Raw genomic sequence first — 26,020 nt, forward strand, 5'->3', positions numbered from 1 at the left:
CCTCCCCGGACCTCCGGGCACCCCCTCTCGGGGCCGCCGCGGAGCCTACCTCGGGCCCGCCTCTGGAACGCCCCGTGCGCCCGTTCGGGGCCACTGCAGGGCCCCATCTCCGGGCCACCCCAGGGCCCGATCTCCGGCCACCCCAGTGCTCCGTCTCGGGGACGCCCCGGGCACCCGACTCGGGCAACACACCAGGGCCCCTTAGGCCACCCTCGGGCGCCCGACTCGGGGACACCCCAGGCACCCGACTCGGGCAACACACCAGGGCCCCACCTCCAGGCCACCCAGGGCGCTCGTCTCAGGGCAACCCTCGGGCGCTCGTTCGGGGCCACCCAGGGGCCCCACCTCCAGGCCACCCAGGAGCCCTATCTCCAATCCACCCAGGGCGCTCGTCTCAGGGCAACCCTCGGGGCGCCCGACTCGGGGACACCCCAGGCACCCGACTCGGGCAACACACCAGGGCCCCATCTCCGGGCCACCCAGGGCGCTCGTCTCAGGGCAACCCCGGGCGCTCGTTCAGGGCCGCCCAGGAGCCCCATCCCCAGGCCGCCCAGGGCTCTCGTCCCGGGGCCACCCCGGGCGCTCGTTCGGGGCCGCCCAAGGGCCCCATCTCCAGGCCACCCCGGGCGCCCGACTCGGGGCCGCCCGTGCCCCGGCTCGCGGGCGTGCCCCGGGGCACCGCACGTTCAGCCCTGTACGTCGTTCGGCTCCAGGAAGGCCGCCGCCGTGAACATCTCCACGCCGACCTTGATGGCGTGCTCGTCGGCGTCGAAGTCGCCCTGGTGAAGATCGCGCACGGTGCGCTCGCCGGGCTTGCGGACGCCGAGCCGGGCCATGGCGCCCGGGACGTGCTCCTGGTACCAGGAGAAGTCCTCGCCGCCGAGGCTCTGCTCGGTGCTCTCGACGGAGTCCCGGCCGCGCCGCGCCGCCATCGCCCGGCGCAGCAGCTCGGTGGACTCCCGGTCGTTGACCACGGGCGGCACTCCGCGCACATAGGTGATCTCGGACTTGGCGCGGTGCATGGTGGCGACCTCGTCGATGGCCGCGTGCACGAGGTCGGGGGCCTGCCGCCAGGCGTCCAGGTCCAGACAGCGCACGGTCCCGGACAGCTCGGCGTGCTGCGGGATCACGTTCGGGGCGTGCCCCGACTCGATCCGCCCCCAGGTCAGCGCCAGCCCGGCCCGGGTGTCGACGCGGCGGGCGATCAGCGCGGGCACGTCTACGGCGACCCGGGCGGCGGCGGTGACGAGATCGGTGGTCAGATGCGGCCGGGCGGTGTGCCCGCCGGGCCCGTCCAGGGCGATCTCCAGCCGGTCGCACGCGCTTGTGATCGCGCCGTGCCGCAGCCCGATCTTCCCGGCGTCGACGCGGGGGTCGCAGTGCACGGCGAGGATCCGCTCGACCCCCTTCAGCGCCCCGTCCTCGATGGCGTCCAGCGCGCCGCCGGGCAGCACCTCCTCGGCGGGCTGGAAGATCAGCCGCACCGGCCGCGGCAGCAGGCCCTTGGCGTGCAGGTCGGCGAGCACGAGCCCGGCGCCGAGCACGACGGTCGTGTGCACATCGTGCCCGCACGCATGCGCCCGGTCGGGCACGGTCGACCGGTACGGGCAGTCGGTCTTGGTGTCCGGGATGGGCAGGGCGTCGATGTCCGCGCGCAGCGCCAGCAGCGGTACGGCCGGCCGCTCACCGTCCGTCATGCCGATGTCACAGACGAGTCCGGTTCCCTTGGCGAGCACCCGGGGCCTGAGCCCCGCCTGCTCCAGCCGCTCCTTGATCGCGGCGGTCGTACGGAACTCTTGATTGCCCAGCTCAGGGTGCATGTGCAGGTCGCGACGGAAAGCGACGAGTTCGGTGTGCAGGGCTTCGCTCAGCACACCGGGGAGCACATCCCCCGCGAGGCCGGCCTCGGACTCTAGGGACATCAATTGCTTCACCCTCTGAAGGGTAGGACGCCCGGCTGGTCAACTACCCCTTGATCAACAAAACTTCAGCCCGTTAGGGGAAGAAAATCTGACCGGCGGACGCATGGCGGCGGACACTGATGGGTAAAACCTGTTTCTTCTTCCACGCATACCACGCCTCCCCGCACTCACGCGCGCCATGTCCACGAACCGGACCCCCTCCCGCGCCCCCGGTCGGTAGGGTCCGCACCCGTGACCGACGCGACCGAGAACCTCCGCACCGAAGCGACCGAGACCTTCCTCCGGACGACCCGCGCCTCTTACGACGCGATCGCCAAGGACTACGCCGCCCAGTTCCCGGCCGGCGGCTGGCACCCCCTGGACCGCAGCGTGATCACCGCCTTCGCCGAGCTGGTCACCGCGCTCGGCACGGCCCCCGTGGCGGACCTGGGCAGCGGCCCCGGCCATGTCACCGCGCTCCTGGACGAGCTGGGCGTCCCGGCCTTCGGCGTCGACCTCTCCCCCGCCATGGTGAGGATGGCCCGTGACACCTACCCCCGGCTGCGCTTCCACGTCGGTTCGATGACGTCCCTGGACCTGCCGGACGCCACCCTGGGCGGCATCCTCGCCCTGTACTCGACGATCCACGTCCCCGACGCCCACCTGCCGGCGGCCTGCGCGGAATTCCACCGCACGCTCCAGCCCGGCGGCCACGCCCTCCTCGCCTTCCAGACCGCAGGGGCGCCCGGCCACCTGCACCTCCCGGAGCGCTTCGGCCACCAGATCGACCTCGACTACTACTGGCGCACCCCGGAACAGCTCACCGCGGCGCTGACGGAGGCCGGCCTGGACCTGGTGGCGACGGTGCGCCGGGAACCAGCCGGCGAGGAGACCCTGTCAAGGGCATTCGTACTGGCCCGCAAACCCGCCGCCGGAGCCTGAGCCGATCCGGTGACAGAACCCGATGGGCAGATCTGTACCGGCCCCCGCGCTGCTGGACAACCCCGTCCCCGTCCGCCCCAGGAAGCCCGAGGCCAACGGGTGGCCTTTCGAACTACTCCCGCTTCAACGGGAGTTGAGCGAACAGAAGGACTGCCGGCATTATCTGGCGGGCAAGGGCTACGTGGTCGGTTCGGGGGTCAAGCGGGCATGCAACATCGGCCAGGGAGCGGGTGGCCCAGCCGATACGCTGACGTGCAACCAACTGCTCGTGGACCTCGGTGTCCGTGCGGCACACGCCGGCAGGGCGTGCGACCTGGCGAACGACTGATCCGGCACGGGATGCAGCAGCCCTGCCCGGGAACACCTCGCGGCAGGGCTGCGAATCATCAGCCCCTTGGCCCCCATGGCCTAGGCCAGGCTCGTGACCGCCGCCAGTCGGTGTACGTCACGGGCCGTGCCGGTGACACCCGACAGGAAGCCCTGCGCTCGCGGCGACGCGTTCTCCGTGAGCCAGGCGGGGTCGATGTCGCACACCGCCACCCGCACGCCCGTGCCGGCCAGGGCCAGCGGCAGGGTGTGGACGACCGTCGACGGGAAGCTGAGGATCGTACGGCCGATCGGGCCCCGGCGGGCGATCAGCTCCAGGGGGAGGTCCGGGCGGACTATCTCCAGGCCGGTCTCGGCGGCCAGGCGGTGCAGCTTGTCCGCGCTCTCGCGGCGGTGGGCGAAGTAGCGGGTCGCGCCGTGCGTCTTGGCCAGGGTGCGGACGGCCTCCAGATAGCGGTCGCCGTCCACCACGCCCGTCTCCACCAAGGACGTCCCCACCATGTCCGCCCCCTTGGTGATGCGCGGGGGCCCGAAGCGGGCACGGGTCCAGGAGAAGTCGTTGGCCGTGACCGTCACCCCGTCCGGGGTCTCCGTCACCGGCATGGAGGAGAAGACCTCGACCCTGCGGCGCGCGCTCGGCGTCAGCCGGCGCCGGGCCGAGGAGGAGACGGGGGCGAAGAGCAGGTCCCTCGCGCCCGGGCGGCCGCCCTTGCGGTGCCAGCGGACCAGCCGCTCACCGCGGGCCAGCTGGGCGACGAACTCCATCGTCGCCGTGCCGTCGTCGACCACGACCAGGTCCTTCGCCCGCGTGATCGTCAGCAACAGCTGCACATACCGCGAGAACGGGTCGCCCATGACGATCCGGTCGGCCTTTCTCAGGGCCCCTGCCAGGCCGCCGATCGTCGAGAAGGGCGCGGTCGTGCCGCCCCGCGCCTCCTCCCAGCGCACCCGGTACCCCTCGTCCCGGGCCAGGTCCGCCATGCGGCGCAGCTGGCCCCGGGTCATGGGGTCGGTCGGTGACAGGACGACGACCATGAGCTCCGCGCCGGTCTGTGGGGGGTTGCCGGCCACCGTCCGCCGTACCTGCGCGGGCACGGACGGAAGCGGGTCCGTGGCCGGCAGCGGGTCCGGCTGCGCGCCGCGCAGGCCGTGCAGATGCGCCCACTCCAGCACGTTGAGCAGCTGGACCGGGCTCTCCACGAAGGCGAGCGTGCGGGGAGGGTGGCCGGCGTGACCGGCGCGGGGGCTCATGGGCGTACGACCGTCCCGTCGTAAGGGGATCAAAACACTCAGACCGTGACCGGCTCGCCCGCCGCCGCGGCGATCTCCGCCTCGGCGACGACGCCGGCGACGCGGCGCAGCTTCTTCATCGGGCCGAGCTCGGAGTCGTAGACCTTCTTGACGCCGTCACCCAGGGAGGACTCGATCACGCGGATGTCGCGGACCAGGCGCTCCAGGCCCTGCGGCTCCACCGACGCGGCCTGGTCGGAGCCCCACATGGCGCGGTCGAGGGTGATGTGACGCTCGACGAAGGTCGCCCCGAGCGCGACCGCGGCGAGGGTGGTCTGCAGGCCGGTCTCGTGGCCGGAGTAGCCGATCGGGACGTTCGGGTACTCCTTCTCCAGCGTGTTGATCACGCGGAGGTTCAGCTCCTCGGCCTTGGCCGGGTAGGTCGAGGTGGCGTGGCACATCAGGATGTTGTCGGAGCCGAGGACCTCGACCGCGTGGCGGATCTGCTTCGGGGTCGACATGCCCGTGGAGAGGATGACCGAGCGGCCGGTGGCGCGCAGGGCGCGCAGCAGCTCGTCGTCCGTCAGGGAGGCGGAGGCCACCTTGTGGGCCGGGACGTCGAACTTCTCCAGGAAGGCGACGGCCTCGGTGTCCCACGGGGAGGCGAACCAGTCGATCCCCTTCTCCTTGCAGTACTCGTTGATCTGGCGGTACTCGTCCTCACCGAACTCCACGCGGTGGCGGTAGTCGATGTAGGTCATCCGGCCCCAGGGGGTGTCGCGCTCGATGTCCCACTGGTCGCGCGGGGTGCAGATCTCCGGGGTGCGCTTCTGGAACTTCACGGCGTCGCAGCCGGCCTCGGCGGCCACGTCGATCAGCTTGAAGGCGTTCTCCAGCTCACCGTTGTGGTTGATGCCGATCTCGCCGCAGATGTAGACGGGACGGCCGGGGCCGACCTCGCGGGAACCGAACGTACGCAGACGGGAGTTGGTGCTCATCAGGGGATGTCCTTACTTGGGGAGGGAATCGAGAGAGGGGCCGAGGATCCAGCTGGCGATCTCTCGGATCGCGCCGTCACCGCCGGGGAGGGTGGTGACCGCGCGTGCGGCGCCGCGTACGACGTCGTGGGCGCTAGCGACCGCCACGGGCCAGCCGACGAGGGCGAAGCACGGCAGGTCGTTGACGTCGTTGCCGACGTAGAGCACGCGCTCCGGCGCGATGCCCTGCTCCTCGCACCACTGCTTCAGCGCGAGGTCCTTGCGGTCGATGCCGTGCAGCACGGGAAGCTTCAGCTTCCGGGCGCGGGCGGCGACCACAGGGTTCTGTTCCGTGGACAGGATCAGCATCTTCAGGCCGCTCCTGCGGAGGGCCGCGATGCCGAGTCCGTCGCCGCGGTGCACGGAGACGAACTCCCGTCCTTCGGAGTCGATCAGCACCCGGTCGTCGGTCTGGGTGCCGTCGAAGTCCAGTACGACCGCGTCGATGTCGTCGGCGGTCGGCAGCGAACCGGGGCGGTCCGCGTCGAAGAGCGGGGCCAGCGCGCGGGCGCGTGCCAGGTCGTGCGGGTCGTCGATCTCCAGCACGCGCGCGGGGTCGGTGCGGACGAGTTCCGTACGGCCGAAGAAGCGGTGCTGGTGCTTGCGGAAGCCGGCCGCGTCCATCGCGTAGGCGGCGCCGGTCTCCAGGAAGTCCTGCGGGCGGTCCTGGCGGCGCGGGCGGTAGGACTTGTCGTGGTTGACGCCATGGCCTCCGGCGGTCGGCGCGGGAACGGCGTGGCTGCCGCCCGCCGCCGCGGCCGTGCCGGTGGCGCCCTCCGTCGCCGCGCGGCCTTCGGCCACCGCGCCGGTGGCCGACGGCTCGCCGTGCGCGGAAAGTTCGTCGACCGCGTCGCGCCAGACGAACCCGTGGAACGGGGCGACCGTCAGCGCGGTGTCCGCGCCGCCTTCGATCACCGCCGACGCAACCCCGTCGATGTCCTCGCGGACGATGAACGGGCTGGTGCACTGCACGAGCAGGACCACGTCGACGGCGGCGCCGTGCAGCGCCTCGTGGGCGTCCATGGCGTGCAGGACCGCGGCCTCGGAGGTCGCCGTGTCCCCGGCGATGGCGGCCGGGCGCAGCACGACCTCGGCGCCGGCCTCCCGGGCGGCGGCGGCGATGGCCTGGTCGTCGGTGGAGACGACGACGTCGGTCACCAGCCGGGTCGCCCGGCACTCGCGCACCGCGCGCGCCACCAGCGGGACCCCGCCGACGGGAGCGAGGTTCTTCGCGGGCACGCCCTTGGAGCCGCCGCGGGCGGGGATCACCGCGAGCACCCGGCGCACCGTCGCGCCTTGGCCCGCTTCCGGGTTCGACATGGGGTCCACTCCTTGGAAAGAGGTCACAGCTCCCCCATCCGGCGGATCACCGGAGCGACCCGCTGCACGCCGTGGCGGTAGGCGCCACGCGCCGCGCGGCGCACGATCTGGCGGACCGGTCCGGGCTCCTTGTCGGCGGCGGGCGCACCGGGCAGCGGGACGCCGTCGGGGCCGAGGTGGTGCCGGGCGAGGATGCCGGGCAGATAGCCGGGCGCGGTCTCGGGGGTGTAGTAGGGGTTCAGGGGCGGCAGGCCGCCGGGCCGGTCGAGCAGCTTCGCGATGCGTTCGCGGGCGGTCTCGAAGGCCGTCTCGTACGAGCCGTCGGCGGCGACCCCCTGCCGGGCCACCCACTCCGCGTCCGGCACCGGCCGGTGCCCGGCGTCGAGCTGGTCCCAGGAGGCCAGGCACCCGGAGCCGGTGAAGTGGTGGTTGCCGAGCACCTCGCGCACGCCCAGGTCGGTCAGGACGACCGTGGGGATACGGCGGTGCAGGGCCTCCAGGGCGGCCGTGGAGCTGACCGTGACGAGCAGGTCGGTGCGGTCCAGCACCTCGCCCATGTGGCCGTACACCAGGCGGAAGTTGGCGGGCACGTCCTTGCCCTGGACCAGCTTCTGGTACGGCAACTCCTCGATGTGGGTGGTGTGTTCGCCCGGCTTGGAGCGCAGCTTCAGCAGCACCTCGCGCTCGGGGTGCTTCCGGGCGTGCTCGATCAGCCGGTTCAGCAGGTAGGTGCGGTCCTTGCGGCTGTCCGGGACGGACGGCTGGGCCGCGAACACCACGGTGTAGGGCTCGTGTTCACCGGTGTACGGCGCCCCGCCGAGGAAGGGCAGCGCGACCTCGGTGACCGAGGAGGCGTCGGCGCCCACGCCCTCGTACACGGCCCGGAACCGGTCCGCGTCGTGCCGGGAGTTGGCGAGGACGAGGTCGGCGCCGTGCCGCAGCAGCAGGCCGTCGGCGAGCTTCTCGTAGACGACACCGACATAGCCGGTGACGACCACGGGGCGCTTGCCGGCGCCCGCCCAGGTGGCGCGCAGTCCGTGCAGCATGGCCTGGACGCCGCCGCCGACGAGCGCGAGGATGAGCACGTCGTACTGGTCCTCGACGGCTCCATCCATCGCACGAAGGAACTCGACGCCGGTGACCTCGCGCAGGGAGTCCGCCCGGACGCCGACCTCCTTCAGCTGGCGGGCCGTCGGGGTGGCGCGCCCTCGCAGGAGGTAGCCGTCGAGCCGGATCTCGGCATCCGTGGGGGCGAGGCGCTGCGCGGTGAGCGCGCCCCACTTCCACCGGGTGTCGGAATCGGCGAGGACGGCGACCCGCAGGGACTTCGTAGCACTTGCTGGCACGCGGAAGACGCTAGGAAGCCATTCCGAGGTTCCGCCCAACCTGAATGCAACAAACGGTTAACAGCACATCGCCGAATGGCGAATCGGGCCGTGAGGGCACGGGAAAACAGCCCGGTTCACAGCTTCGCCACGTGGCGTTCACCCAGCATCAAGCGGACGGTCAAGACGAATGACGGGCTTCGTCCTAACGTTCAAGTCGTGGTCAAGCTCTCCGTCATCGTGCCGTTCTACAACGTGCAGCAATACGCGCCCGACACGCTCAGGAGCCTGAAGGCGAACGCGCGTGAGGACTTCGAATTCATTCTCGTCGACGACTGTTCGCGCGACGGGACACCAGAGATTCTCGCGCGCGCGGAGCGCGAGCTGCCCGGAGCGGTCTACGTCCGGCACGAGCAGAACGGAGGGCTGGCGACCGCCCGCAACACCGGTATCGACCGGGCGCGCGGCGAGTACCTGACCTTCCTGGACGGCGACGACTGGCTCGCCCCCGGCTACTTCCCGCAGCTGGTCGCGGCCATGGAGGAGCTCGGCTGCGACTTCATCCGCACCGACCATGTGCAGTGCACGGCGCGCTCGCGCACGGTGAACCGGGTGCCGGTCGGCCGGCGGAACGTGGTGATGGACCCGCGGGAGGCGATCCTGCCCACCGACCGGTCCACGTCCGTCGACTACGCGTACGCGTGGGCGGGCGTCTACCACCGCCGGCTGGTGGACAAAGGGCTGCTGCACTTCACCGACGGACTGCGCACGGCCGAGGACCGGCCGTGGATCTGGAAGCTGCACCGGGAGGCGGAATCCTTCGCGGCGGTGAGCATGCTCGGGGTGTTCTACCGGCGTGGCGTAGCCTCCTCGCTCACCCAGATCGGCGATGTCCGGCAGCTCGATTTCATTCGCGCGTTCGATCAGGTCATCGCGGAAACGGCCGGGGACCGGGACGCCGATCAGCTGCTGCCGAAGGCCGTCCGCACCTATTGCGCCATCATTTCCCATCATCTGGGATCCATCGAAAGGTTCGAGCCCGCGGTGGCGAAGAAACTGAAATCCATGAGTGCCGCGGCCCTGCGACGCATGCCGCAGGACGTGCTGGACGAGGCGCTGGACTCCATGGACCTCCAGCGCGCCACCAAGCTGCGCCGGCTGCGCCGCCGTCCCGCCTCCGCGGGGGCCGCCGCGTGACCACCCAGATTTTCCAGGCGTCGACGCTCTACGGCACGGCCACGCTCGCCGCCGCCCTGGACTCCGGCTGCTTCCGCCCGGCCGACCGGCGGATCCTGCTGGTCTGCAACAACGCGGCCACGCCCGAGACCACGCCCGCGCTGGACGAGGCGCCCGGTTTCGAGAAGCTGCGCGACCGGTTCGACGAGGTGATCTCGTACAACGAGACGATCTTCCCGTTCCACCCGGGCGGCTGGGCGCCCCGCACGGACGACATGCCGCTGTGGGAACGCTTCCTGCGGCACGAGTGGCGACTCGGCGACGACGACGTGGAGCTGGCCGTCGAGTCGATCCAGGTCAATCCCTCCCTGGCGCTCGCGCAGATCTTCAACGGCGCCCCGGTGACGGTCTACGCCGACGGCCTGATGAGCTACGGCCCCACCCGCAACAAGATCGACCCGCTGGTCGGCACCCGCGTGGACCGGGTGCTCCACCTGGACCTGGTGCCGGGCCTGAAGCCGCTGCTGCTGACCGAGTTCGACGTGCCCGGCGAGGTGCTGCAGACGGCCTCCTTCACCAAGGTCCTCGCCGAACTCGCGCCCTCCGGCGCCGAGTTGCCGGAGATCGAGGAGCCGGCGTTGCTGCTCGGCCAGTATCTGTCGGCGCTGGACATCCTCACCGCCGAGCAGGAGGAGAAGCTGCATGTGCGGATGCTGAAGGGCGCGGCCGCGCTCGGGCACACCAAGGTGGTGTTCAAGCCGCACCCGTCCGCCCCGGCCCGCTTCACCCGCCTGCTGGAACAGGAGGCGGAGCGGCTGAAGGTCGAGCTGACCGTGCTCGACACCCCGGTCCTCGCGGAGGTGCTGTACCAGCGGATGCGTCCCGCGCTGGTCGTCGGCTGCTTCTCCACCGCCCTGCTCACGGCGCAGGCCCTGTACGGCCTGCCGGTCGCCCGGATCGGCACCGAGGTGCTGCTGGAGCAGCTGACGCCGTACGAGAACAGCAACCGCGTCCCGGTGACCATCGTGGACGCGCTGCTGCCCGAGCTCGGCAACCGCGCCGCGGTGACCGAACAGCGGGCCGGCATGGACGTGGAGGCGCTCGGCGCGCTGATCCGCGCGGTGGGCTTCGCGATGCAGCCGAAGATCTACCCGAGTCTGCGCCCGGAGGCCGAGGCCTGGCTGGCGCGGAACCTGAACCAGCGCACCGTGCGCTACTTCAAGCGCCGGCGTCTGTCCTCGCTGGCCCTGCCCGGTGGGGTGCCCTCCCAGTTGGCATTCATCCCGCGCAACCCGACGGTCCGCCGGATGGCGAAGAAGGCGCGCAGTTTGCGCAATTCGGTACGCCGCTGACAACACCGAGTGAACGCTCACCGACCAGTTGACCAACAGTGTGCCGAACAGCCCGGTCGTGGGTGTGAGGCGCCGAGACCCTGGCAAGGCGCCCCACACCATGGCTGCTTCATCCTCCGCCCTGACCGCCGTTCCCGCTCCTCCCGCCGCCGGAACGGCACCCGTCTCCAGGCCCCGGAGCCGTCTGCTCGCCCTGGACGGTCTGCGGCTCGTCGCCGCGCTGATGGTCTGCCTCTACCACTACACCGGCCGCGGCGGCACGGTCTCCGCGTCCTGGCACGGGAGCCCGGCCCACCTCTTCCCGGGGCTGTCCCGGGCGGCCGTCTACGGCAATTTCGGCGTCGAGCTCTTCTTCGTCATCAGCGGTTTCGTGATCTGCATGAGCAGTTGGGGCCGCACCCTCGGTGACTTCTTCCGCTCCCGGGTCTCCCGCCTGTACCCCGCGTACTGGGTGGCCCTGGTCCTGGTCACGGGTGCGTCCCTGGCCCTGCCGGTCGTCGTCCACCCGGTCCGTCTGGACGAGTTCCTCGTCAACGTGACGATGCTCCAGCAGCCGATGGGCGCGACGCGGGTGCTGGGCGTGTGCTGGACGCTCTGGGTCGAGGTGCGTTTCTACGTGCTGTTCGCGCTGTTGGTCGTCCTGCGCGGGGTGACCTACCGCCGGGTGGTGCTGTTCGCGTGTGTGTGGACCGTGGCGGCCGTGCTGTGCCACTCGTCCGGCAACGAGCTGCTGAACCAGGTCGTCATGCCCGAGTACGCCCCGTTCTTCATAGGCGGTCTGGCGCTGTACCTGATACACCGCTTCGGCAGTGACCTGCTCGCGTGGGGCATCGTCGCGATGTCCTGGCTGCTCGCCCAGAGCGAGGCCACCCGTGGCCTGTGGGGCCCGCACCCGCACCGTGACCCCTACGTCGTCATCCTGATCGTCACCGTCGCCTTCGCGGCCGTCGCCGCCGTGGCGCTGGGCTGGACGCGCTGGGCCTCCTGGCCCTGGCTGGTCACGGCCGGCGCGCTGACGTATCCGTTCTACCTGGTCCATGAGCACCTCGGCTGGTTCGTCATCCGGGTGCTGCACCGGGGGCTCGGCCTGCCCGCGTGGCCGACGCTCGGGGTGACGGTGGTCTCCATGCTGCTGCTCGCCTGGCTGATCCACCGGTTCGTGGAGAAGCCGTTCGGCCCGCGGCTGAAGCGGGCACTGAAGGGGCGGAAGTTGGGCAGCCGTTCACCTCGTCTTGGGTTTTGAACCAGCCCATCGGGCAGGCACCGTAGAGCCCTTGCCACCCCCAGGCCGCACAGGCTTTTCGCAGGGACCCCACAGACGCCGTACCGAGGGAGCGCCCACCCCGCATGGCCACCATCCAGGAAACGACGCGACAGCCCGAGCGTCTCGACGACGTCCCCGGCTGGTTCCCGGTGCTCGACCAGTTGCTCTTCGACTGGTTCCTGAACCGGCAGGAAACCGCGGAAATGCGGGGTGATCTGCTGGAAGTCGGGGTCTACATGGGCAAGAGCGCGATCTTCGTCGGCCGGCACCAGCAGCCGGGCGAGCGGTACACCGTGTGCGACCTCTTCGAGGGCGACGCCCCGGACGACGCCAACCAGGCCGAGTCCACGAAGTCGTACAGCGCGCTGACCCGGCGCGTCTTCGAGGACAACTACCTCTCCTTCCACGACGAGCTGCCCCGCGTGCTGCAGGGCCCCAGCTCGATCGTGCCCGGCGAGGTCGAACCGGGCTCCTGCCGGTTCGTGCACATCGACGCCTCGCACCTGTACGAGCACGTGCACGGCGACATAGGAGCCGCCCGCGATCTGCTGCTCCCGGACGGGATCGTCGTCCTGGACGACTTCCGCTCCGAGCACACCCCCGGAGTCTCCATCGCCACCTGGGAGGCCGTGCTCAACCGCGGCCTGCGCCCCATCTGCCTGAGCACCCAGAAGCTCTACGGCACCTGGGGCGACCCGGAGCCGGTCCAGGAGGAGCTGCTGGCCATGGTGCGGGAGCGGTCCGACTGCCACCTGAGCGTCCAGGAGGCCGCCGGGCACCGGATCGTCCGGCTGAAGTCCAAGAACATGCGGGCGCCGGAGTTCCCGGCCTCCAAGCACGCGAAGGCGGTGCAGCCGCAGCCGGTGCCGCAGGAGACCCCGGCAACCGCACCGGCGCCCGCTCCCGCACCGGCTCCGGTCCGGCCCGCGCCCCGCCGCGGCGCGAGCCGGCTCCGCCGGGTCGCCGTCGACCTGCTGCCGCCGGTGGTCACGCGGGCGATCCGCAAAGCCCGCGCCGCCCGGAGGTGACGGCTCAGCCGATCCCGTACCGCGCCCCGACACCCGCGATCACAAGCGCCAGCCCCTCCTCGAACTGCTCGTCGTAACCGTCGAAGAGCAGCTTCCCGGCCTCGGCGGCGAGCGGGTACTCGGCCATCCGCCGGGCGCGTTCCGCGACGTCGTACCCCTCCCGGCGCTCGCCCGGGAGGGGCTGCACGCCCTGCTCCTCGGTGACGAAACCGATGGTGTACGCGTTCACCGTGCGGCCCGCGTGGACCGCCTGGGCGAGGGTGAATCCGGCTTCCGTCAGCAGCCGCAGATTGGCTTCGAGCTGGGGTGCGTGGTCCGTGCCCGTGAAGCGTGAACCGCTGAACACCTTGGCACCGTCGCGGTAGCCGAGCAGCGCGGTCCGCAGTCCGCGACCCGCCTTCAGCAGCCGCTCCTGCCAGCTGTCGGCGGGATCGAGCGCGGTGCCGGCGACCATCCGCCGGTACATCTCGGTCGCCATCTCGTCCAGCAGCGCCTGTTTGTCCTTGAAGTGCCAGTACAGCGCGGGCGCCTTGACGTCCAGTTCCTTGGCGATGGAGCGCAGGGTCAGGCCGTCCAGGCCGACCTCGTTCAGCAGCCGCAGCGCGGTGCCGGCGACGCGTCGGCGATCCAGCGGGGCGCGTTTCTCAGGGTTCACACTTGACAGCTTAACAGCGTTAAGGGCACCCTCTTGGGCGACGACACTTAACGACGTTAAGGGGATTTGTGATGGATGTTCTGATCGTGGGGGCGGGTCCGACGGGTCTGACGCTCGGCATCGACCTCGCCCGGCGCGGTGTGGACGCGCTGGTCGTGGAGCGGGCGGAGGGGCTGTTCCCCGGCTCGCGCGGCAAGGGGCTCCAGCCGCGCACCCTGGAGGTCTTCGACGACCTGGGCGTACTGGACGCGATCCGAGCGGCGGGCGGCCCCTACCCGACGCGGATGATCTGGAAGGACGGCGAGCGGGTCGGCGAGCGGCCGATGTTCGAGCGGGTCGAGACGGACGAGGGCACGCCGTACGCCGAGCCGTGGATGGTCGCACAGTGGCGGACGCAGGAGATCCTGTACGGGCGCCTGCTGGAGTGGGGCGGCCGGGTGGACTTCGGGCGCGAGGTGACCGGCCTGGAGCAGGACGCCGAGGGCGTGACCGTGCGGTTCACCGACGGCAGGACCGCACGCGCGCGGTACGTCGTCGCGGCCGACGGCGGACGCTCGGTGGTCCGGCGCGCGGTGGGCGTGGGCATGACCGGGGAGTCGGTCGACCCGGCTCCGTTCCTGGTGGCGGACGTACGGCTGACGGGCCTGGACCGGGACCAGTGGCACACCTTCCCCAAGGACGACGGCACCGCCCTCGGCCTGTGCCCGCTGGCCGGCACGGACGACTTCCAGCTGCAGGCACGCCTGCCGGAGGGCACGGAACCCGACCTGACCCTCGACGGCATCCGCAAGCTGGTGGCCGCGTACACGCACCTCTCCGCCGAGGACGTCACGGGCCTGCGCTGGTCTTCCGACTTCCGCCCCCGCGCCGCCCTCGCGGACCGCTTCCGGGTGGGCCGGGCCCTCCTCGCCGGCGACGCCGCCCACGTCCACTCCCCGGCCGGCGGCCAGGGCCTGAACACCAGCGTCCAGGACGCCTACAACCTGGGCTGGAAGCTCGGCGCGGTCCTGCGCGGCGGGGCGCCGGAGGCGTTGCTGGACACCTACGAGGAGGAGCGCCGGGCGAACGCGGCGGCCATGGTGAACCTGTCGACGGGCGTGCACCGCGGCGAGGTACGACGCGGAAAGGCGACAGTGCAACTGGGGCTGGGCTACCGGGAGTCGTCCCTGAGCGTGGAGACACGGACCGGCCCGACCGGCGTGCGGGCGGGCGACCGGGCCCCGGACGGCATGGCGTCCGGCGCCCGCCTCTTCGACGCGTTCCGGGGCCCGCACTGGACGCTGCTGGGCGCGCGGAGCCCGGTCACCGGCGTGCGCACGCTCCCGACGGCACCGGAGTCCTACGGCCAGGGCGTCTTCCTGATCCGTCCGGACGGCTATGTGGGCTGGGCGGGCGGGACGACGGAGGGCCTGCACGCGTACGCGGCGCGGACGGGGGCCTTCGCGGCGGGGTGAGGCACTCCGCCGACGAAGCCGCCCGCAGCCCGGCGCTCCCCGCGCCCGTCATGCAGGGCGTGATCGAACGGGCCGCGGCCACCCGCTGACGGTCGACGGCTCAGGCACTGGCCAGCGTCAGCTTCACCGCGAACCCGAGGAACAGCGCGCCCGCCACCGAAGTGGCCGTCGCCGACAGCCGCTTGCGGCGCCGGAACGCGGCGGCGAGTCGCGTGCCGCTGAATATCAGCGCGCTGAGGTAGAGGAAGCTGGCCAACTGCGCGAACGCGCCCAGGACGACGAAGGACAGGGCCGGATAGGCGTAGTCCGGGTCGACGAACTGCACGAAGAAGGCGACGAAGAACAGGATCGCCTTGGGATTGAAGAGACTGACGACGAGCGCCCGCCGGAACGGCCGCTCATCTCCGGTGCCGGACGGGGCCTCCTCCGCCACGGCCTTCTCTCTCCGCGTCCGCCACATCTGCCAGGCGGCCCGCAGCATGCCGAGCGCCAGCCAGGTCAGATATCCGGCACCGGCGTACTTCACGATCCCGAAGAGCAGGGCGTTGGCCTTGAGCAGGGAGGCGACTCCGGCGGCGGAGAGCGTCATCAGCACGGTGTCCCCGCACCACACACCGGCGGCTGCGGTGTATCCGGCCCGCACGCCGCGCCGGGCGGCCACGGAGAGGACGTAGAGGGAGTTGGGCCCGGGCAGCAGGACGATCAGGACGAGTCCTGCCAGATAGGTGGGAAGGTCGATGACACCGAACATGGAAAGGAGTGTCGCACGGGGGTACGACAGTCCGGTCCAGGGTGGGTCAGAACACTTCCGAGGGCTCATACGCCCCCCAAACCCCCCGCAGCGCGTTGCACACCTCCCCCACGGTCGCCCGCCCCCGCAGCGCCTCTTTCATCGGGTACAGCACGTTGCCCTCCCCCTCCGCCGCCTTCCGCAGCGCGTCCAGCGCCGAGTCCACCGCCCGCTGATCCCGCTCGGCCCGGAGCTTCTCCAGGCGTTCCGCCTGCCGGGCCTCGATGGCGGGGTCCACCCGGAGGGGCTGGTACGGCTCCTCCTCGTCCAGTCGGAAGCGGTTCACCCCGACGACCACCCGCTGCCCGGAGTCCGTCTCCTGGGCGATCCGGTACGCGTTCCGCTCGATCTCGGCCTTCTGGAAACCCCGCTCGATCGCCGCGACCGCCCCGCCCAGGTCCTCGACCCGCCGCATCAGCTCGACGGCCGCCTCCTCCACGTCGTCCGTCATCCGCTCCACCGCGTACGACCCCGCGAAGGGATCCACCGTCGCCGTCACGTCCGTCTCGTGGGCCAGCACCTGCTGGGTGCGCAGGGCCAGACGGGCGGACTTGTCGGTCGGCAGGGCGATCGCCTCGTCGAAGGAGTTGGTGTGCAGGGACTGGGTGCCGCCCAGCACCGCGGCCAGGGCCTGTACGGCGACCCGGACCAGGTTCACCTCAGGCTGCTGGGCCGTCAGCTGGACGCCCGCCGTCTGGGTGTGGAAGCGGAGCATCAGGGACTTCGGATTCCGGGCGCCGAACTCCTCCCGCATCACCCTGGCCCAGATCCTGCGGGCGGCGCGGAACTTGGCCACCTCCTCCAGCAGCGTCGTACGGGCCACGAAGAAGAAGGACAGGCGGGGCGCGAAGTCGTCGACGGACATGCCCGCCGCCACCGCCGTACGGACGTACTCGATGCCGTCCGCCAGAGTGAAGGCGATCTCCTGGACGGGTGACGCGCCCGCCTCGGCCATGTGGTAGCCGGAGATCGAGATCGTGTTCCACTTCGGGATCTCGGCGGTGCAGTACTTGAAGATGTCGGCCGTCAGGCGCAGGGAGGGCTTCGGCGGGAAGATGTACGTCCCCCGCGCGATGTACTCCTTCAGCACGTCGTTCTGGATCGTGCCCGTCAGCCGGTCGGGGCGCGCCCCCTGCTCCTCCGCCACCAACTGGTAGAGGAGCAGCAGGAGGGCGGCCGGGGCGTTGATCGTCATGGAGGTCGACACCTGGTCGAGCGGGATGCCGTCGAACAGCAGCCGCATGTCCTCGATCGAGTCGATCGCCACGCCCACCTTGCCGACCTCGCCGTGCGCGAGGGGCGCGTCGGAGTCGTGGCCCATCTGGGTGGGCAGGTCGAAGGCGACCGACAGGCCCGTGGTGCCATGGGCGATCAGCTGCCGGTAGCGGGCGTTCGATTCGGCGGCCGTGCCGAAGCCGGCGTACTGGCGCATGGTCCAGGGGCGGCCGGTGTACATGGTCGGGTAGACCCCGCGGGTGAAGGGGTACGTGCCCGGTTCGCCCAGTTTCCCGGCCGGGTTCCAGCCCTGTAGGTCCTGCGGGCCGTAGACCGGCTCGATGGGCAGTCCCGACTCCGACTCATGCGTCATGGATGCCTCCGGGGTGCGTCCTGTCACCCCTCACCATGCCCCGTCGTTCGGCGGCGGTCACGCTGGGAAGCATCTCCGGCATGAGGATCCCGGGAAGACCCGCCGCCCTGCTCGCCTCGGCCGCCGCCCTCGCCGCCCTGTGCGGCTGCACCGTCCAGCCCACGGCCGCCGACGGCAAGGCCCGGGCACCGGTGCACGTCCCGACCGGGGGACGGAGTCCGGCACGGACCCCGGGAAGTGATCCGGCGCATCCCACCCGGACGGAGCAGCCGGCCGCCCCCGCTCCCCGGGTGCTGTACGCGCGCGGCGACAGCGGGGCGGGCGTTCGGGAGCTGCAGGCCCGGCTGCGCCAGCTGGACTGGCTGTCCGACGGGCCGACGGGGTCGTACGACGATCTGACCGAGCGGGCCGTGCGGGGCTTCCAGGGCAAGCGCGGGCTGCCGCGGACCGGGCGGACGGACACCGTCACCTGGCAGCGGCTGGTGCGGATGACCCACACGCCCGGCACATGGGAGCTGTTCCTGATGGGCGGTCAGCCGGCCGGCGCGCCCGACCCGCGCTGTATGACCGGACGCGTGCTGTGCATCGACAAGACGACGCGGACGCTGCGCTGGATGGTCGACGGGCGGACGCTGTCGACGACGGCGGTGCGGTTCGGGGCGCAGTACACGCCGACCCGGGAGGGTGTCTTCCAGGTCTACTGGAAGGCGCGGGACTGGGTGTCGACGCTCTACCACTCGCCGATGCCGTACGCGATGTTCTTCAGCGGCGGCGAGGCCGTGCACTACTCGTACGACTTCGCGGCGCGCGGGTACGCGGGAGCTTCGCACGGATGCGTGAACGTCCGGGACGAGGCCGCGATCCAGGAGCTGTTCGCTCAGGTGCGGGTGGGCGACAAGGTCGTCGTCCACTGGTGACGCGGGATTGCGGGGCGCGGGCGGGACCGGGGGAACGTGTCCCGCCCGCGCCAGGTGCACGAGCCGTGGGTACGGGGGGAACCCCGGCTCAGTGCGACGGCCGATGACCAGTCGGCTCACTCAGTACTGCGTACCGGGCTCCGAAAACGTCACACCCCCCGCGAAGAATTTTTCGCGACCCAAGAAACCCCAGGTCAGAGGGGCGTGAGGGGGGCAGAGGGCGCGGGCCGCGCCGGCAGGCCTGCCGGGTCAGAGCGTGTGGTACGTCGGGCTCGGCGCCGGGACCGGTGTGGTGCCCGTCGTCCGGGCGGGGCGGGGCGGAGCGAAGGACGTGGGAGCGGGCGCGGCTGCGTCGCCGTGCCAGCCCTTGCCACCGCCGCCGTTGCCCTCGCCACCGCCGTTGCCCTTGCCGCCGCCCTTGCCGGGGTGGCCGCCCGCACCGTGACCGTCGCCGCCCTGGCCGGGGTTGCCTTCCTCGTCGCCGCCCTGGCCGTTTCCGTTGCCCTTGCCCTTGTTGCCGTTCTCGTCGCCCTTGCCGCCGCTCGTCGCGCCGTCGGCCGAGTCGGTGGTGGCGAGGACGACCTTGCAGTACCGGCTCACCCGGGCGCTGCCGCCGGCCAGGTTCTCCAGGGCGCGCCGGCGGCCGGCGGTCAGTTCCTTGCCGTCCCGGATGTCCCGGCAGGCCGAGGCCGCGTCCTTCCACCGGCCGCCGGTGGTGCCGGAGGAGTCGCCGGTGCCCGGAGCGGTGCTGTTGTCCTTGCGGTCGTCCGGTCCCATGGCCTCGCCGGGGTGTGCGCCCGCGCTGCCGCTCGGCACGCCGGTCCCCACCGTCGCACCGGGGGTGCCCTGCGGCACCGAGGCCTGCGGCGTTCCGGAGTTCGGGCCGGCGGAGACGGAGGTACCCGGGCCGGGGCGTTCGGGCCCGAACTTGGGCAGCATCCCGGTCCCGGCGGCCACGGCGACCCCGCCGACCGTGCCCACGGCCACCACCGCGGCGAGCGCCAGCCGCACCGGGCGGGCCCAGCGGGGGCGGCGGACGGGGATTCCGGTACGGCCCGGGGCGCCGATGCGGACCAGGCCTGCGTCGGCGCCGGGCACGGGCAGTCCCAAGGCGCCGTCGGCACGGCCGGCGTCGGTGCGTTCGGTGCCAGGGGCCTCGCGGGCCTTGCGGAACGCGGCCAAAGCGGCCTGCTCACCGGGGAGTTCGCCGGTGGCGGGGTCCGTCTGCGAGGTCAGTGCGCCGAGCGCCCGGGCAAGGCGTTCGGCCTGGTCACGGGCGGAGGCGTCGACGGCTTGAAGCGACTCACCGCGCAGCAGGCGTTCCGCCGTCTCACGGTTCAGCCACTTGTACTGCTCGTCGGCCATCACATGTCCTTCTGCGTCCGCGCACGCGTATCCGTCACAGTTGCGGACGACACCGCACGACCGCGCGGTTCTCGCTGGGGCGGGAGAGCGTCGAGCACGCCCGCCGATTCCGGATCCTCGCCGAGCAGTTCAGCGAGCCGCTTCAGGCCGCGGTGCGCGGCGGTCCGTACGGCACCGGCGCGTTTGCCGAGGGTCTCGGCGGCGCTCTTGGCGTCGAGGCCGACCACGACGCGCAGGACGACCGCCTCGGCCTGGTCCTGCGGCAGCCGCGCGATGAGGGAGAGGGTGCTGTCGGTGGTCAGGGCCTCGATGGCCTCGCCGGCCGTGTCGGACTCGGCGGCCCGGCCGGTGAGTTCCGTCTCGTCGCCGCCTATGGCGGGGCGACGGCCGCGCATGCGTATGTGGTCCAGGGCGCGGTTGCGGGCTATGCGGGCGGCCCAGCCGCGGAAGCGGTCGGCGTCTCCGCTGAACCGGTCGAGGTCGCGGGCGATCTGCAGCCAGGCCTCGGAGGCCACGTCCTCGGCGTCCGGATCACCGACCAGCGTGCGTACGTATCCGAGCAGCCGTGGATGCACCGCGCGGTACACAGTACGGAACGCGGTCTCGTCACCGTCCTGCGCCGATCGCACCGCGGCGGTCAGCTCCGCGTCGTCCCCCAGCACCTGACTCCCTTACGCCTGTTTCCCGGTCGGCGCGAAAGGCACGTTACGGCGTCAAACCGCTCCCCGTCCATGTCCGTAGAAGATGCAACTAACTCGTGACCGGGTGCGGATGTGCGCAGGGTGAGGGTCGGCGGTGGCCGGGTGTGACAGAAACAGCACGCACGGCGCTGTAGAGGGTACGGGCCGCACGCGGCCCGACCGCGCGACGGCCGGGGCCTCTCCTGTGGGGGGTGGCGGCCCCGGCCGTTCGCCTTTCGCGGTACGCCCGGGTGACGAGGATTACTTCTTCCCGGAGGCCCTGCGGTCCGAATTGCCGCCATTTCCGGCACTGTTGCCACTACTGGCAGTTTGCCCTTTCTCGGGGGAATTGCCAGCCTTATGGGCCTTCTTCCCCTGGGCGGACGCCACTTGGGCGGCGCAGTAGGCCGCGACCTTGTCCTCGCCGCCCGCCGCCTCGACGAGCCCCTGCCAGGCGGTCGAGTCCAGGGCGCCGCCCCGGTCCCCGGCGCGCTCGTAGGTACGGCAGTGCGCCACGGTGTCCCGGGCGGTGGCCGGATGGTGCGGCCGCGTGGGCGGGGCGCCGGACCCCGCGTCGGCGGTCCCGGCGGACGTGCCGGGAGCGGTCGGCCGGTTCGGGATGCCCGTGGACGGGTGGGCCGGCCGCGAGGTGCCGGGGTGACCGCCCGCACCGGCGACGTCGATGGCCGCGAAGGCGACACCGCCGAGCGTGAGGCTCGCGAGCACCACCGAGAGCGTGGCCTTCAGCGACACCCGCGCACGCCTCGGCGCGGCGGGCCGCCAGTCGTCCCGGCGCCGGGTGCGGGGGTGGGCACGGGCGGCCTGCGTCGCGCGGGCGGCGCGGTAGGCGGCCACGGCCCGGTGCTCGGCCTCGGCGTCGATGCCGTGGGCGCGCAGGACGGCGCCGAGCCGCGCCTCGAATCCGGAGTCCGCGCGGTCGCTGCCGGCCGTGCCCGCGTGGGCGTGGTCCGGTGCGGAAAGGGTGCCGCCGGGGTGCGCACGCCGGCGACCGAGGCGACCTTCGCCGCTGTGCCGTTCGCCCATGCCCGTTCCCGTCCTCGTCCGGTGCGCCGGAGACATGCCGCCTCCCGGGCCTCGTACCGACTCCGGAACCCTCGGCGCTCCTGTATCCATACGGCTCTCGGCCGGCGCCGTTCACTTCGACTCACCCAGCGTCAGGGTGCCGCCGTCCCGTCACACCCGGTCCGCCGGGTCCTGGGCGCCCAGCTGACGGGCGAGACGTTTCAGTCCGCGGTGCGCGGCCGTGCGGACGGCGCCGGGGCGCTTGCCGAGGACGCGTGCGGCGGCGGGGCCGTCGAGGCCGACGACCACCCGTAGCAGTACGGCCTCGGCCTGGTCGCGCGGCAGGCTGTGCACCAGCTCCAGCGCCCGTGCGGTGGACAGCGACTCCAGGGCCTGGGCGTGGGTGTCGAGCCGGCCGGGCAGCTCCAGCGCGTCCTGTTCCAGCGGCGCGGCCTGGGGCCGTACCCGCCGGCGGCGCAGATGGTCCAGGGCGCGGTGCCGGGCGATGGTCGCGCTCCAGCCGCGGAAGCCGGCGCCGTCGCCCTTGAACCGGCCCAGGTCGCGGGCGATCTCCAGCCAGGCCTCGGACGCCACGTCCTCGGCCTCCTCGCCGACCAGGCCCCGCAGATAGCCGAGCAGTCCGGGCTGCACGATCCGGTAAGCCACCGCGAAGGCGGTCTCGTCGCCGTCCTGGGCCCGCGCGACGGCGGCACCCAATTCCCCGTCCCGCGGCTGCGGACGCCGGGGTTCCCCTCCCTGGCCCAAGAACCGTCCTCGTCCGTACCCAGCCCGGGGCCCGTGCCCGCGCGCACCGAATCCGCGTGCGACACGGCCGCACGCGCTCCATGTCCCACGGTGATCAGCGCCCGGGCGCACAGATGTGTCACAGCTTCCCGGGCACGCATCCGACGCCGTGACGTTTCCTGCCGTGGCCCGCGCGTGTGGGCCCCGGCCGGTCAGCGGGAGCCGGTCGCGTCCCGGCAGAGCAGGCGCAGCGAGCCGTTGCCGCCGTAGACCTGCCGGGCCTCGTCGATGGGGTCCCAGAGCCGGCCGTCGGGGGTGCGCACCCAGTGGTCGCCGCCGGTCGTCCACCACTCGGCGCCGCTCTGCCGGACGATCACCTCACCGGCGTAGGCGCCGAAGCCGCGCAGCACGCTCTCGACGGCGGCGTACGGCGGTCCCTCGCGCCGTATCTCCTCGATCATCCGGTCCACCCGCCACAGGCTCTGGGCCGAGTAGTCGAGCCGCACCCGGGCGCCCTCGCGCATGGTCGCCACGGTGTCCGCGGCCCACCGGACGGGCTTCGCCGCGGCCTGTGGCCTGGTCTCCTGCTGTGCTGTCACGTACTGGGCTGTCACATAGGGAAGAGCGACGCGGACAGGGCAACCGTCACCGTATTCCGCAGCGTTTCGCCAACCGTCGCAGGACTACCCCACGTCCACCGCACCACTGTCACAGGACCCGTCCACGCACGGGGGTTTGACCGCTGCCTCTCATGCCCCGCTGCGCGCCCGCCGCGACACCACCGCGCGCAGGACCCGCCGTCCCTCGATCGACAGGTCCAGGGCGCGCCGCAGGCCCTGCGGACCGTGCTCGGCCAGAACGTCCAGCACCGCCGTCTGCCGCCGCAGCTCCGCCGCGACCAGCGGCGGCAGGTCCGCCGTGTCCCCCGCCCGCCCGGCGTCGAGCCCCTCGGCGGCCGGCGTACCGTCCGCCGCCGGGTCCAGCAGCCGGTGGATGCGCAAGGAGGCGACCGAGCAGGCGTCGGCCCAGGGGCGTACGGCGTCGGCGGTGCGCTCGGCCGGGGCCGCGTCGAGCATGCGCCGGACGAGCAGCGCGGCCTCGTCGTCCGGCTGCCCGGCACCGAGCGCCGCCCGCGCCTTCTCCAGGCTCGCGCCCCAGTCGGAGCCGTCGGCAAGGCTCGCCCACAGGGGCCGCAGCAGCTCGTCGTCGGCGCCGAGCAGCGGCAGGCACCGATCCAAACAAGCCAGTCCGCTGGCGGCCAGTCCCCGTTCGTCGGCCTGTGCGATCCGTTCCACCAGGCTCATGAAATGTCTCCCTCGCCGGGGCGCCGACCGTTACGGAGCCCGCACTTCCCTTTACTGCGTGGTACGGCGCGGGAGTGTCACAGCCAGAGATTTTCAGCCAAAGACCGGGACCGGCACCGGACCCGCGAGGGCCTTGCGATCCTGCATCCGGGTCAGCTGGACGACCACCACGATCGCGAGGACGGCGGCCGCGATGTCGACCGCGTCGGAGAACAGCAACTGCCCGGCGGCGTTCCGCAGCAGCCTCGCCGTGCGGGCGTGGCTCCAGCTGAGGGACGCGAGCCGTGCGGTGAGGATGCTGATGATCCACAACGTCCACCAGGCGTTGACCGCCCTGTGCCGGGCCCGCTCGCCCCAGGGCACGCTGGCGTCCCAGGCGTTCAGGACGATCCGGCGCGGGAACCACAGCTGGACGACCGGGCAGAACCAGCCGCCGATCGTCCAGCCGCGTCCCAGGCTGTGCGCGGACGCGTCGAACACCTCGGCGTTGACCCGCACCCGCCACAGCCAGCACAGGTAGACGACGGCTGTCGCGAGCAGCGTCCACGCATGGGTGAAGCCGGCCCAGCGGTAGACGGCGTCGGCGTGATACGCCCGGCTCAGCACGCCGGCGCCCCTGTTGCCGGCGGCCAAGTCACCGGCGACGTTCAGCTCCAGCAGGTCCGCGTAGCAGGCGAACAGGTCGGTGGCGATGACGAGCCCGAGCAGAACGGCGGCGGCCCGGCCGAGCGCCACGGGCTTGCGAAGCACGGCGCCGGGCACGAACGGCGGCGCGGGCATGGGTGATGTCACGAAGAGGTCCCCCCCGGGATGACGATGCGGCCTGCGCGCGGCCTTCCCCCGGCCGCACACACGAGCACCGGAACATACGACCGGACGGCGGCGTGCGTCCACCCCTTCGCGATCAGTCCGGTTCCGTCAGCCCAGCCGGTTCGCCAGAGCCTGGAAGCCCGTCCAGGACAGCGCGGGCCTGCCCGGGTCCCACAGCTTCTGGGCGGTGGCCCGCAGGGGCAGGCGGATGCCGGTCGCGACCTGGGCCTCGGTCTGCGCGTTCGGGAAGTCGCCCCAGACCGCGAACGCCCCGCCGAGGATCTGGCCGTCGTAACTCGCCGGTACGGCCGTCGTGCCGCGCAGCACCCGTGGGTTCCACTGCTCGTAGATCCGCCGTCCGGTCGGGTAGACGAAGGTCTGCGGCTGGCCGAGGACGTAGTAGAGGAACTCGTCGTTGTGGTTGATGACCTCCCGGCCCGCGCTCAGATACTCCACGGGCGGCCGGGCGCCGAACTCCTTGCCGGTCCAGTAGGCGACCTGCAGGTCCCTGGCCGCCTGCACGGACGTACCGCGGTAGAAGCCGTCGTTCCAGGCCCGCACGGTCCTGCCGTGGCCGCGGACGGTGCCGGCGCGGTCGTTCAGCCAGCCGGTGGCGAGGTCGGCGACCGTGCCGCCGGAGCCGTACTTCTGCCGGGCGGCGGCCGCGAGCTGCGGATAGGAGGTCTGCGGGCTCTTCACGGTCAGCGCCTGGTACTCGTCGCCGCCAAGATGCCACTGGTTGCCGGTGAACAGCCCCGCGTACTCGTTCAGCAGATCGTCCACGAGCTTCGCGGAGGCGGGCTTGGAGATGTCGATCGCGCCCTTGGTGACGACTCCGCTCGCGTTGCGCAGCTTCAGATCGGGGTGGGCGGCGAGGACGGCGCCCAGATGCCCCGGCGAGTCGAGTTCGGGCACGACGGTGATGTGCCAGCTGTCCGCCAGCTCCACGATCCGCTTGACCTGCGCCTTGGTCAGATGGTCCGGGGAGACGATCTCGGGGTGGGTGCTGGACTCGATCCGGAACGCCTGGTCGTCGGAGAAGTGCAGCCCCAGCTCGTTGAACTTCAGGTCTCCCAGCTCCCGGATCCGGTCCTCGATCCAGGACTCGGAGAACGGTTTGCGCGCGATGTCCAGGTTGAACCCGCGCACCGGCTTGGCCGGCTCGTCCCGTACGACCCCCTCCGGGGCCGTACCGCCGCCGTGGACCTCCTGCTTGAGGGTCCGGGTGCCGTAGAAGACGCCGGCCTCGCCGGGCCCGCTGATGTCGACCCGCCCCTCGCGGACGGTCATGGTGTACGACTCCTGGTTCCCGCCCCCGCCACCGAGCGCCAGCCGGACGTCGCCCGCCCGCACGTCGTCCTTCTCCCCGGCGTAGGTCAGCCCCAGCTCCCCGGCGATCAGCTGCCCCTCGTCGGCCAGCTCCCCGTCGCTGATCACCACCCGGTCCGCCTTCTGCGGCTTCCAGCCGGGCCCGCGCGCGGGGGTGTGGGAACGCACCGCTGGAATCGTGAGCGGTGCCTGGGACAGCGGATAGGACCGGCCGGGCGTCGGACTCGCCGACGGCGTGGCCGCCCCGCTGGAAGCGCCGCCGGCCACCCGGCCGGACGACGACTGCCCGGCACCCCCTTGCCGCGTCCCGCCGCCCCCGCCCGACGACGCCCATACGCCGATCCCCGTGCCGAGCGCGACGGTCCCGACGACCGCTGCGGCCACCACCGCCCGCTTCCGTATCACCTGCTGCGCCGGAACACGGCGCCTGTGCTGGCTCACTCCGCCAACGTACGACCC

At 72.2% G+C, this 26,020-nt stretch carries 23 protein-coding genes; 7 read left to right on the top strand and 16 right to left on the bottom strand.

What is annotated here, in order from left to right; all coding sequences use genetic code 11:
• Positions 1-686 precede the first annotated feature (686 nt).
• Positions 687-1,922: an amidohydrolase gene (locus tag ACWCQS_RS02005; protein ID WP_451002670.1), complete on the bottom strand. Its 1,236-nt coding sequence runs from the start codon at positions 1,920-1,922 to the stop codon at positions 687-689.
• A gap of 231 nt (positions 1,923-2,153) precedes the next feature.
• Here ACWCQS_RS02005 and ACWCQS_RS02010 point away from each other — a divergent pair, with 231 nt between their 5' ends.
• Positions 2,154-2,843 carry a class I SAM-dependent methyltransferase gene (locus ACWCQS_RS02010; protein ID WP_451002671.1) on the top strand — a complete coding sequence of 230 codons (690 nt, stop codon included), beginning with the start codon at positions 2,154-2,156 and terminating at the stop codon, positions 2,841-2,843.
• Positions 2,844-3,251: 408 nt separating this feature from the next.
• Here ACWCQS_RS02010 and ACWCQS_RS02015 read toward each other — a convergent pair whose 3' ends face one another.
• The 4 genes from ACWCQS_RS02015 to ACWCQS_RS02030 are packed head-to-tail and all read right to left on the bottom strand — an operon-like array spanning position 3,252 to position 8,103.
• Positions 3,252-4,421 (bottom strand): hypothetical protein, encoded by a 1,170-nt coding sequence (locus ACWCQS_RS02015; RefSeq protein ID WP_451002672.1) that lies wholly within the window; start codon positions 4,419-4,421, stop codon positions 3,252-3,254.
• Between the two features lie 38 nt (positions 4,422-4,459).
• On the bottom strand, positions 4,460-5,398 hold the full coding sequence (locus tag ACWCQS_RS02020) for an N-acetylneuraminate synthase family protein (RefSeq protein ID WP_451002673.1): 939 nt from the start codon (positions 5,396-5,398) through the stop codon (positions 4,460-4,462).
• Between the two features lie 12 nt (positions 5,399-5,410).
• Entirely contained in the window at positions 5,411-6,757 is a 1,347-nt protein-coding gene (locus ACWCQS_RS02025) for a cytidylyltransferase domain-containing protein (protein ID WP_451002674.1), read from the bottom strand.
• A gap of 23 nt (positions 6,758-6,780) precedes the next feature.
• On the bottom strand, positions 6,781-8,103 hold the full coding sequence (locus tag ACWCQS_RS02030; protein ID WP_451002675.1) for a DUF6716 putative glycosyltransferase: 1,323 nt from the start codon (positions 8,101-8,103) through the stop codon (positions 6,781-6,783).
• A 198-nt stretch (positions 8,104-8,301) separates the two neighbouring features.
• On the opposite strand from ACWCQS_RS02030, the gene ACWCQS_RS02035 reads away from it, so the two are divergent.
• From ACWCQS_RS02035 to ACWCQS_RS02050, 4 genes are all read left to right on the top strand, one after another.
• Positions 8,302-9,279 (top strand): glycosyltransferase family 2 protein, encoded by a 978-nt coding sequence (locus ACWCQS_RS02035; protein ID WP_451002676.1) that lies wholly within the window; start codon positions 8,302-8,304, stop codon positions 9,277-9,279.
• Complete coding sequence (locus ACWCQS_RS02040; protein ID WP_451002677.1) at positions 9,276-10,610, top strand: alpha-2,8-polysialyltransferase family protein; 1,335 nt, start codon at positions 9,276-9,278, stop codon at positions 10,608-10,610. Before ACWCQS_RS02035 ends, ACWCQS_RS02040 begins: the two co-directional genes overlap by 4 nt.
• A gap of 100 nt (positions 10,611-10,710) precedes the next feature.
• A complete protein-coding gene (locus ACWCQS_RS02045) occupies positions 10,711-11,853 on the top strand; it encodes an acyltransferase family protein (RefSeq protein WP_451002678.1) in 1,143 nt (380 codons plus the stop codon).
• 104 nt (positions 11,854-11,957) lie between these two features.
• A complete protein-coding gene (locus ACWCQS_RS02050) occupies positions 11,958-12,902 on the top strand; it encodes a class I SAM-dependent methyltransferase (RefSeq protein WP_451002679.1) in 945 nt (314 codons plus the stop codon).
• A gap of 4 nt (positions 12,903-12,906) precedes the next feature.
• Here the strand turns inward: ACWCQS_RS02050 and ACWCQS_RS02055 are convergent, their stop codons facing one another.
• Positions 12,907-13,557, bottom strand: a complete 651-nt coding sequence (locus ACWCQS_RS02055) for a TetR/AcrR family transcriptional regulator C-terminal domain-containing protein (RefSeq protein WP_451002680.1) — start codon at positions 13,555-13,557, stop codon at positions 12,907-12,909.
• A 71-nt stretch (positions 13,558-13,628) separates the two neighbouring features.
• On the opposite strand from ACWCQS_RS02055, the gene ACWCQS_RS02060 reads away from it, so the two are divergent.
• Entirely contained in the window at positions 13,629-15,011 is a 1,383-nt protein-coding gene (locus ACWCQS_RS02060) for an FAD-dependent monooxygenase (protein WP_451002681.1), read from the top strand.
• Between the two features lie 100 nt (positions 15,012-15,111).
• Here the strand turns inward: ACWCQS_RS02060 and leuE are convergent, their stop codons facing one another.
• Together leuE and ACWCQS_RS02070 are read right to left on the bottom strand one after the other, a co-directional pair.
• Positions 15,112-15,762 (bottom strand): leucine efflux protein LeuE, encoded by a 651-nt coding sequence (gene leuE / locus ACWCQS_RS02065; RefSeq protein ID WP_451002682.1) that lies wholly within the window; start codon positions 15,760-15,762, stop codon positions 15,112-15,114.
• A 46-nt stretch (positions 15,763-15,808) separates the two neighbouring features.
• Entirely contained in the window at positions 15,809-17,389 is a 1,581-nt protein-coding gene (locus tag ACWCQS_RS02070) for an acyl-CoA mutase large subunit family protein (RefSeq protein WP_451002683.1), read from the bottom strand.
• Positions 17,390-17,469: 80 nt separating this feature from the next.
• Between ACWCQS_RS02070 and ACWCQS_RS02075 the strand changes: the two genes are divergently transcribed.
• Positions 17,470-18,306, top strand: a complete 837-nt coding sequence (locus tag ACWCQS_RS02075) for a L,D-transpeptidase family protein (RefSeq protein WP_451002684.1) — start codon at positions 17,470-17,472, stop codon at positions 18,304-18,306.
• A 249-nt stretch (positions 18,307-18,555) separates the two neighbouring features.
• On the opposite strand, the gene ACWCQS_RS02080 is transcribed toward ACWCQS_RS02075, so the two are convergent.
• The 8 genes from ACWCQS_RS02080 to ACWCQS_RS02115 form a co-directional block, all read right to left on the bottom strand.
• Positions 18,556-19,671, bottom strand: a complete 1,116-nt coding sequence (locus tag ACWCQS_RS02080; RefSeq protein WP_451002685.1) for a hypothetical protein — start codon at positions 19,669-19,671, stop codon at positions 18,556-18,558.
• Positions 19,671-20,333 carry an RNA polymerase sigma factor gene (locus ACWCQS_RS02085; protein WP_450981589.1) on the bottom strand — a complete coding sequence of 221 codons (663 nt, stop codon included), beginning with the start codon at positions 20,331-20,333 and terminating at the stop codon, positions 19,671-19,673. Before ACWCQS_RS02085 ends, ACWCQS_RS02080 begins: the two co-directional genes overlap by 1 nt.
• 279 nt (positions 20,334-20,612) lie before the next feature.
• The gene (locus tag ACWCQS_RS02090) at positions 20,613-21,395 is read right to left on the bottom strand and encodes a hypothetical protein (RefSeq protein WP_451002686.1); all 783 of its coding nucleotides are present in this window, start codon (positions 21,393-21,395) and stop codon (positions 20,613-20,615) included.
• A gap of 150 nt (positions 21,396-21,545) precedes the next feature.
• A complete protein-coding gene (locus ACWCQS_RS02095; protein ID WP_451002687.1) occupies positions 21,546-22,139 on the bottom strand; it encodes an RNA polymerase sigma factor in 594 nt (197 codons plus the stop codon).
• Positions 22,140-22,330: 191 nt separating this feature from the next.
• Positions 22,331-22,717: a hypothetical protein gene (locus ACWCQS_RS02100; protein WP_450981586.1), complete on the bottom strand. Its 387-nt coding sequence runs from the start codon at positions 22,715-22,717 to the stop codon at positions 22,331-22,333.
• A gap of 150 nt (positions 22,718-22,867) precedes the next feature.
• Positions 22,868-23,422 carry a hypothetical protein gene (locus tag ACWCQS_RS02105; protein WP_450981585.1) on the bottom strand — a complete coding sequence of 185 codons (555 nt, stop codon included), beginning with the start codon at positions 23,420-23,422 and terminating at the stop codon, positions 22,868-22,870.
• Positions 23,423-23,515: 93 nt separating this feature from the next.
• The gene (locus ACWCQS_RS02110; RefSeq protein WP_451002688.1) at positions 23,516-24,214 is read right to left on the bottom strand and encodes a DUF4328 domain-containing protein; all 699 of its coding nucleotides are present in this window, start codon (positions 24,212-24,214) and stop codon (positions 23,516-23,518) included.
• Positions 24,215-24,340: 126 nt separating this feature from the next.
• Complete coding sequence (locus ACWCQS_RS02115) at positions 24,341-26,002, bottom strand: beta-N-acetylhexosaminidase (protein ID WP_451002689.1); 1,662 nt, start codon at positions 26,000-26,002, stop codon at positions 24,341-24,343.
• Between the last annotated feature and the right edge of the window lie 18 nt (positions 26,003-26,020).

This window comes from Streptomyces sp. NPDC002076 (assembly GCF_053593835.1).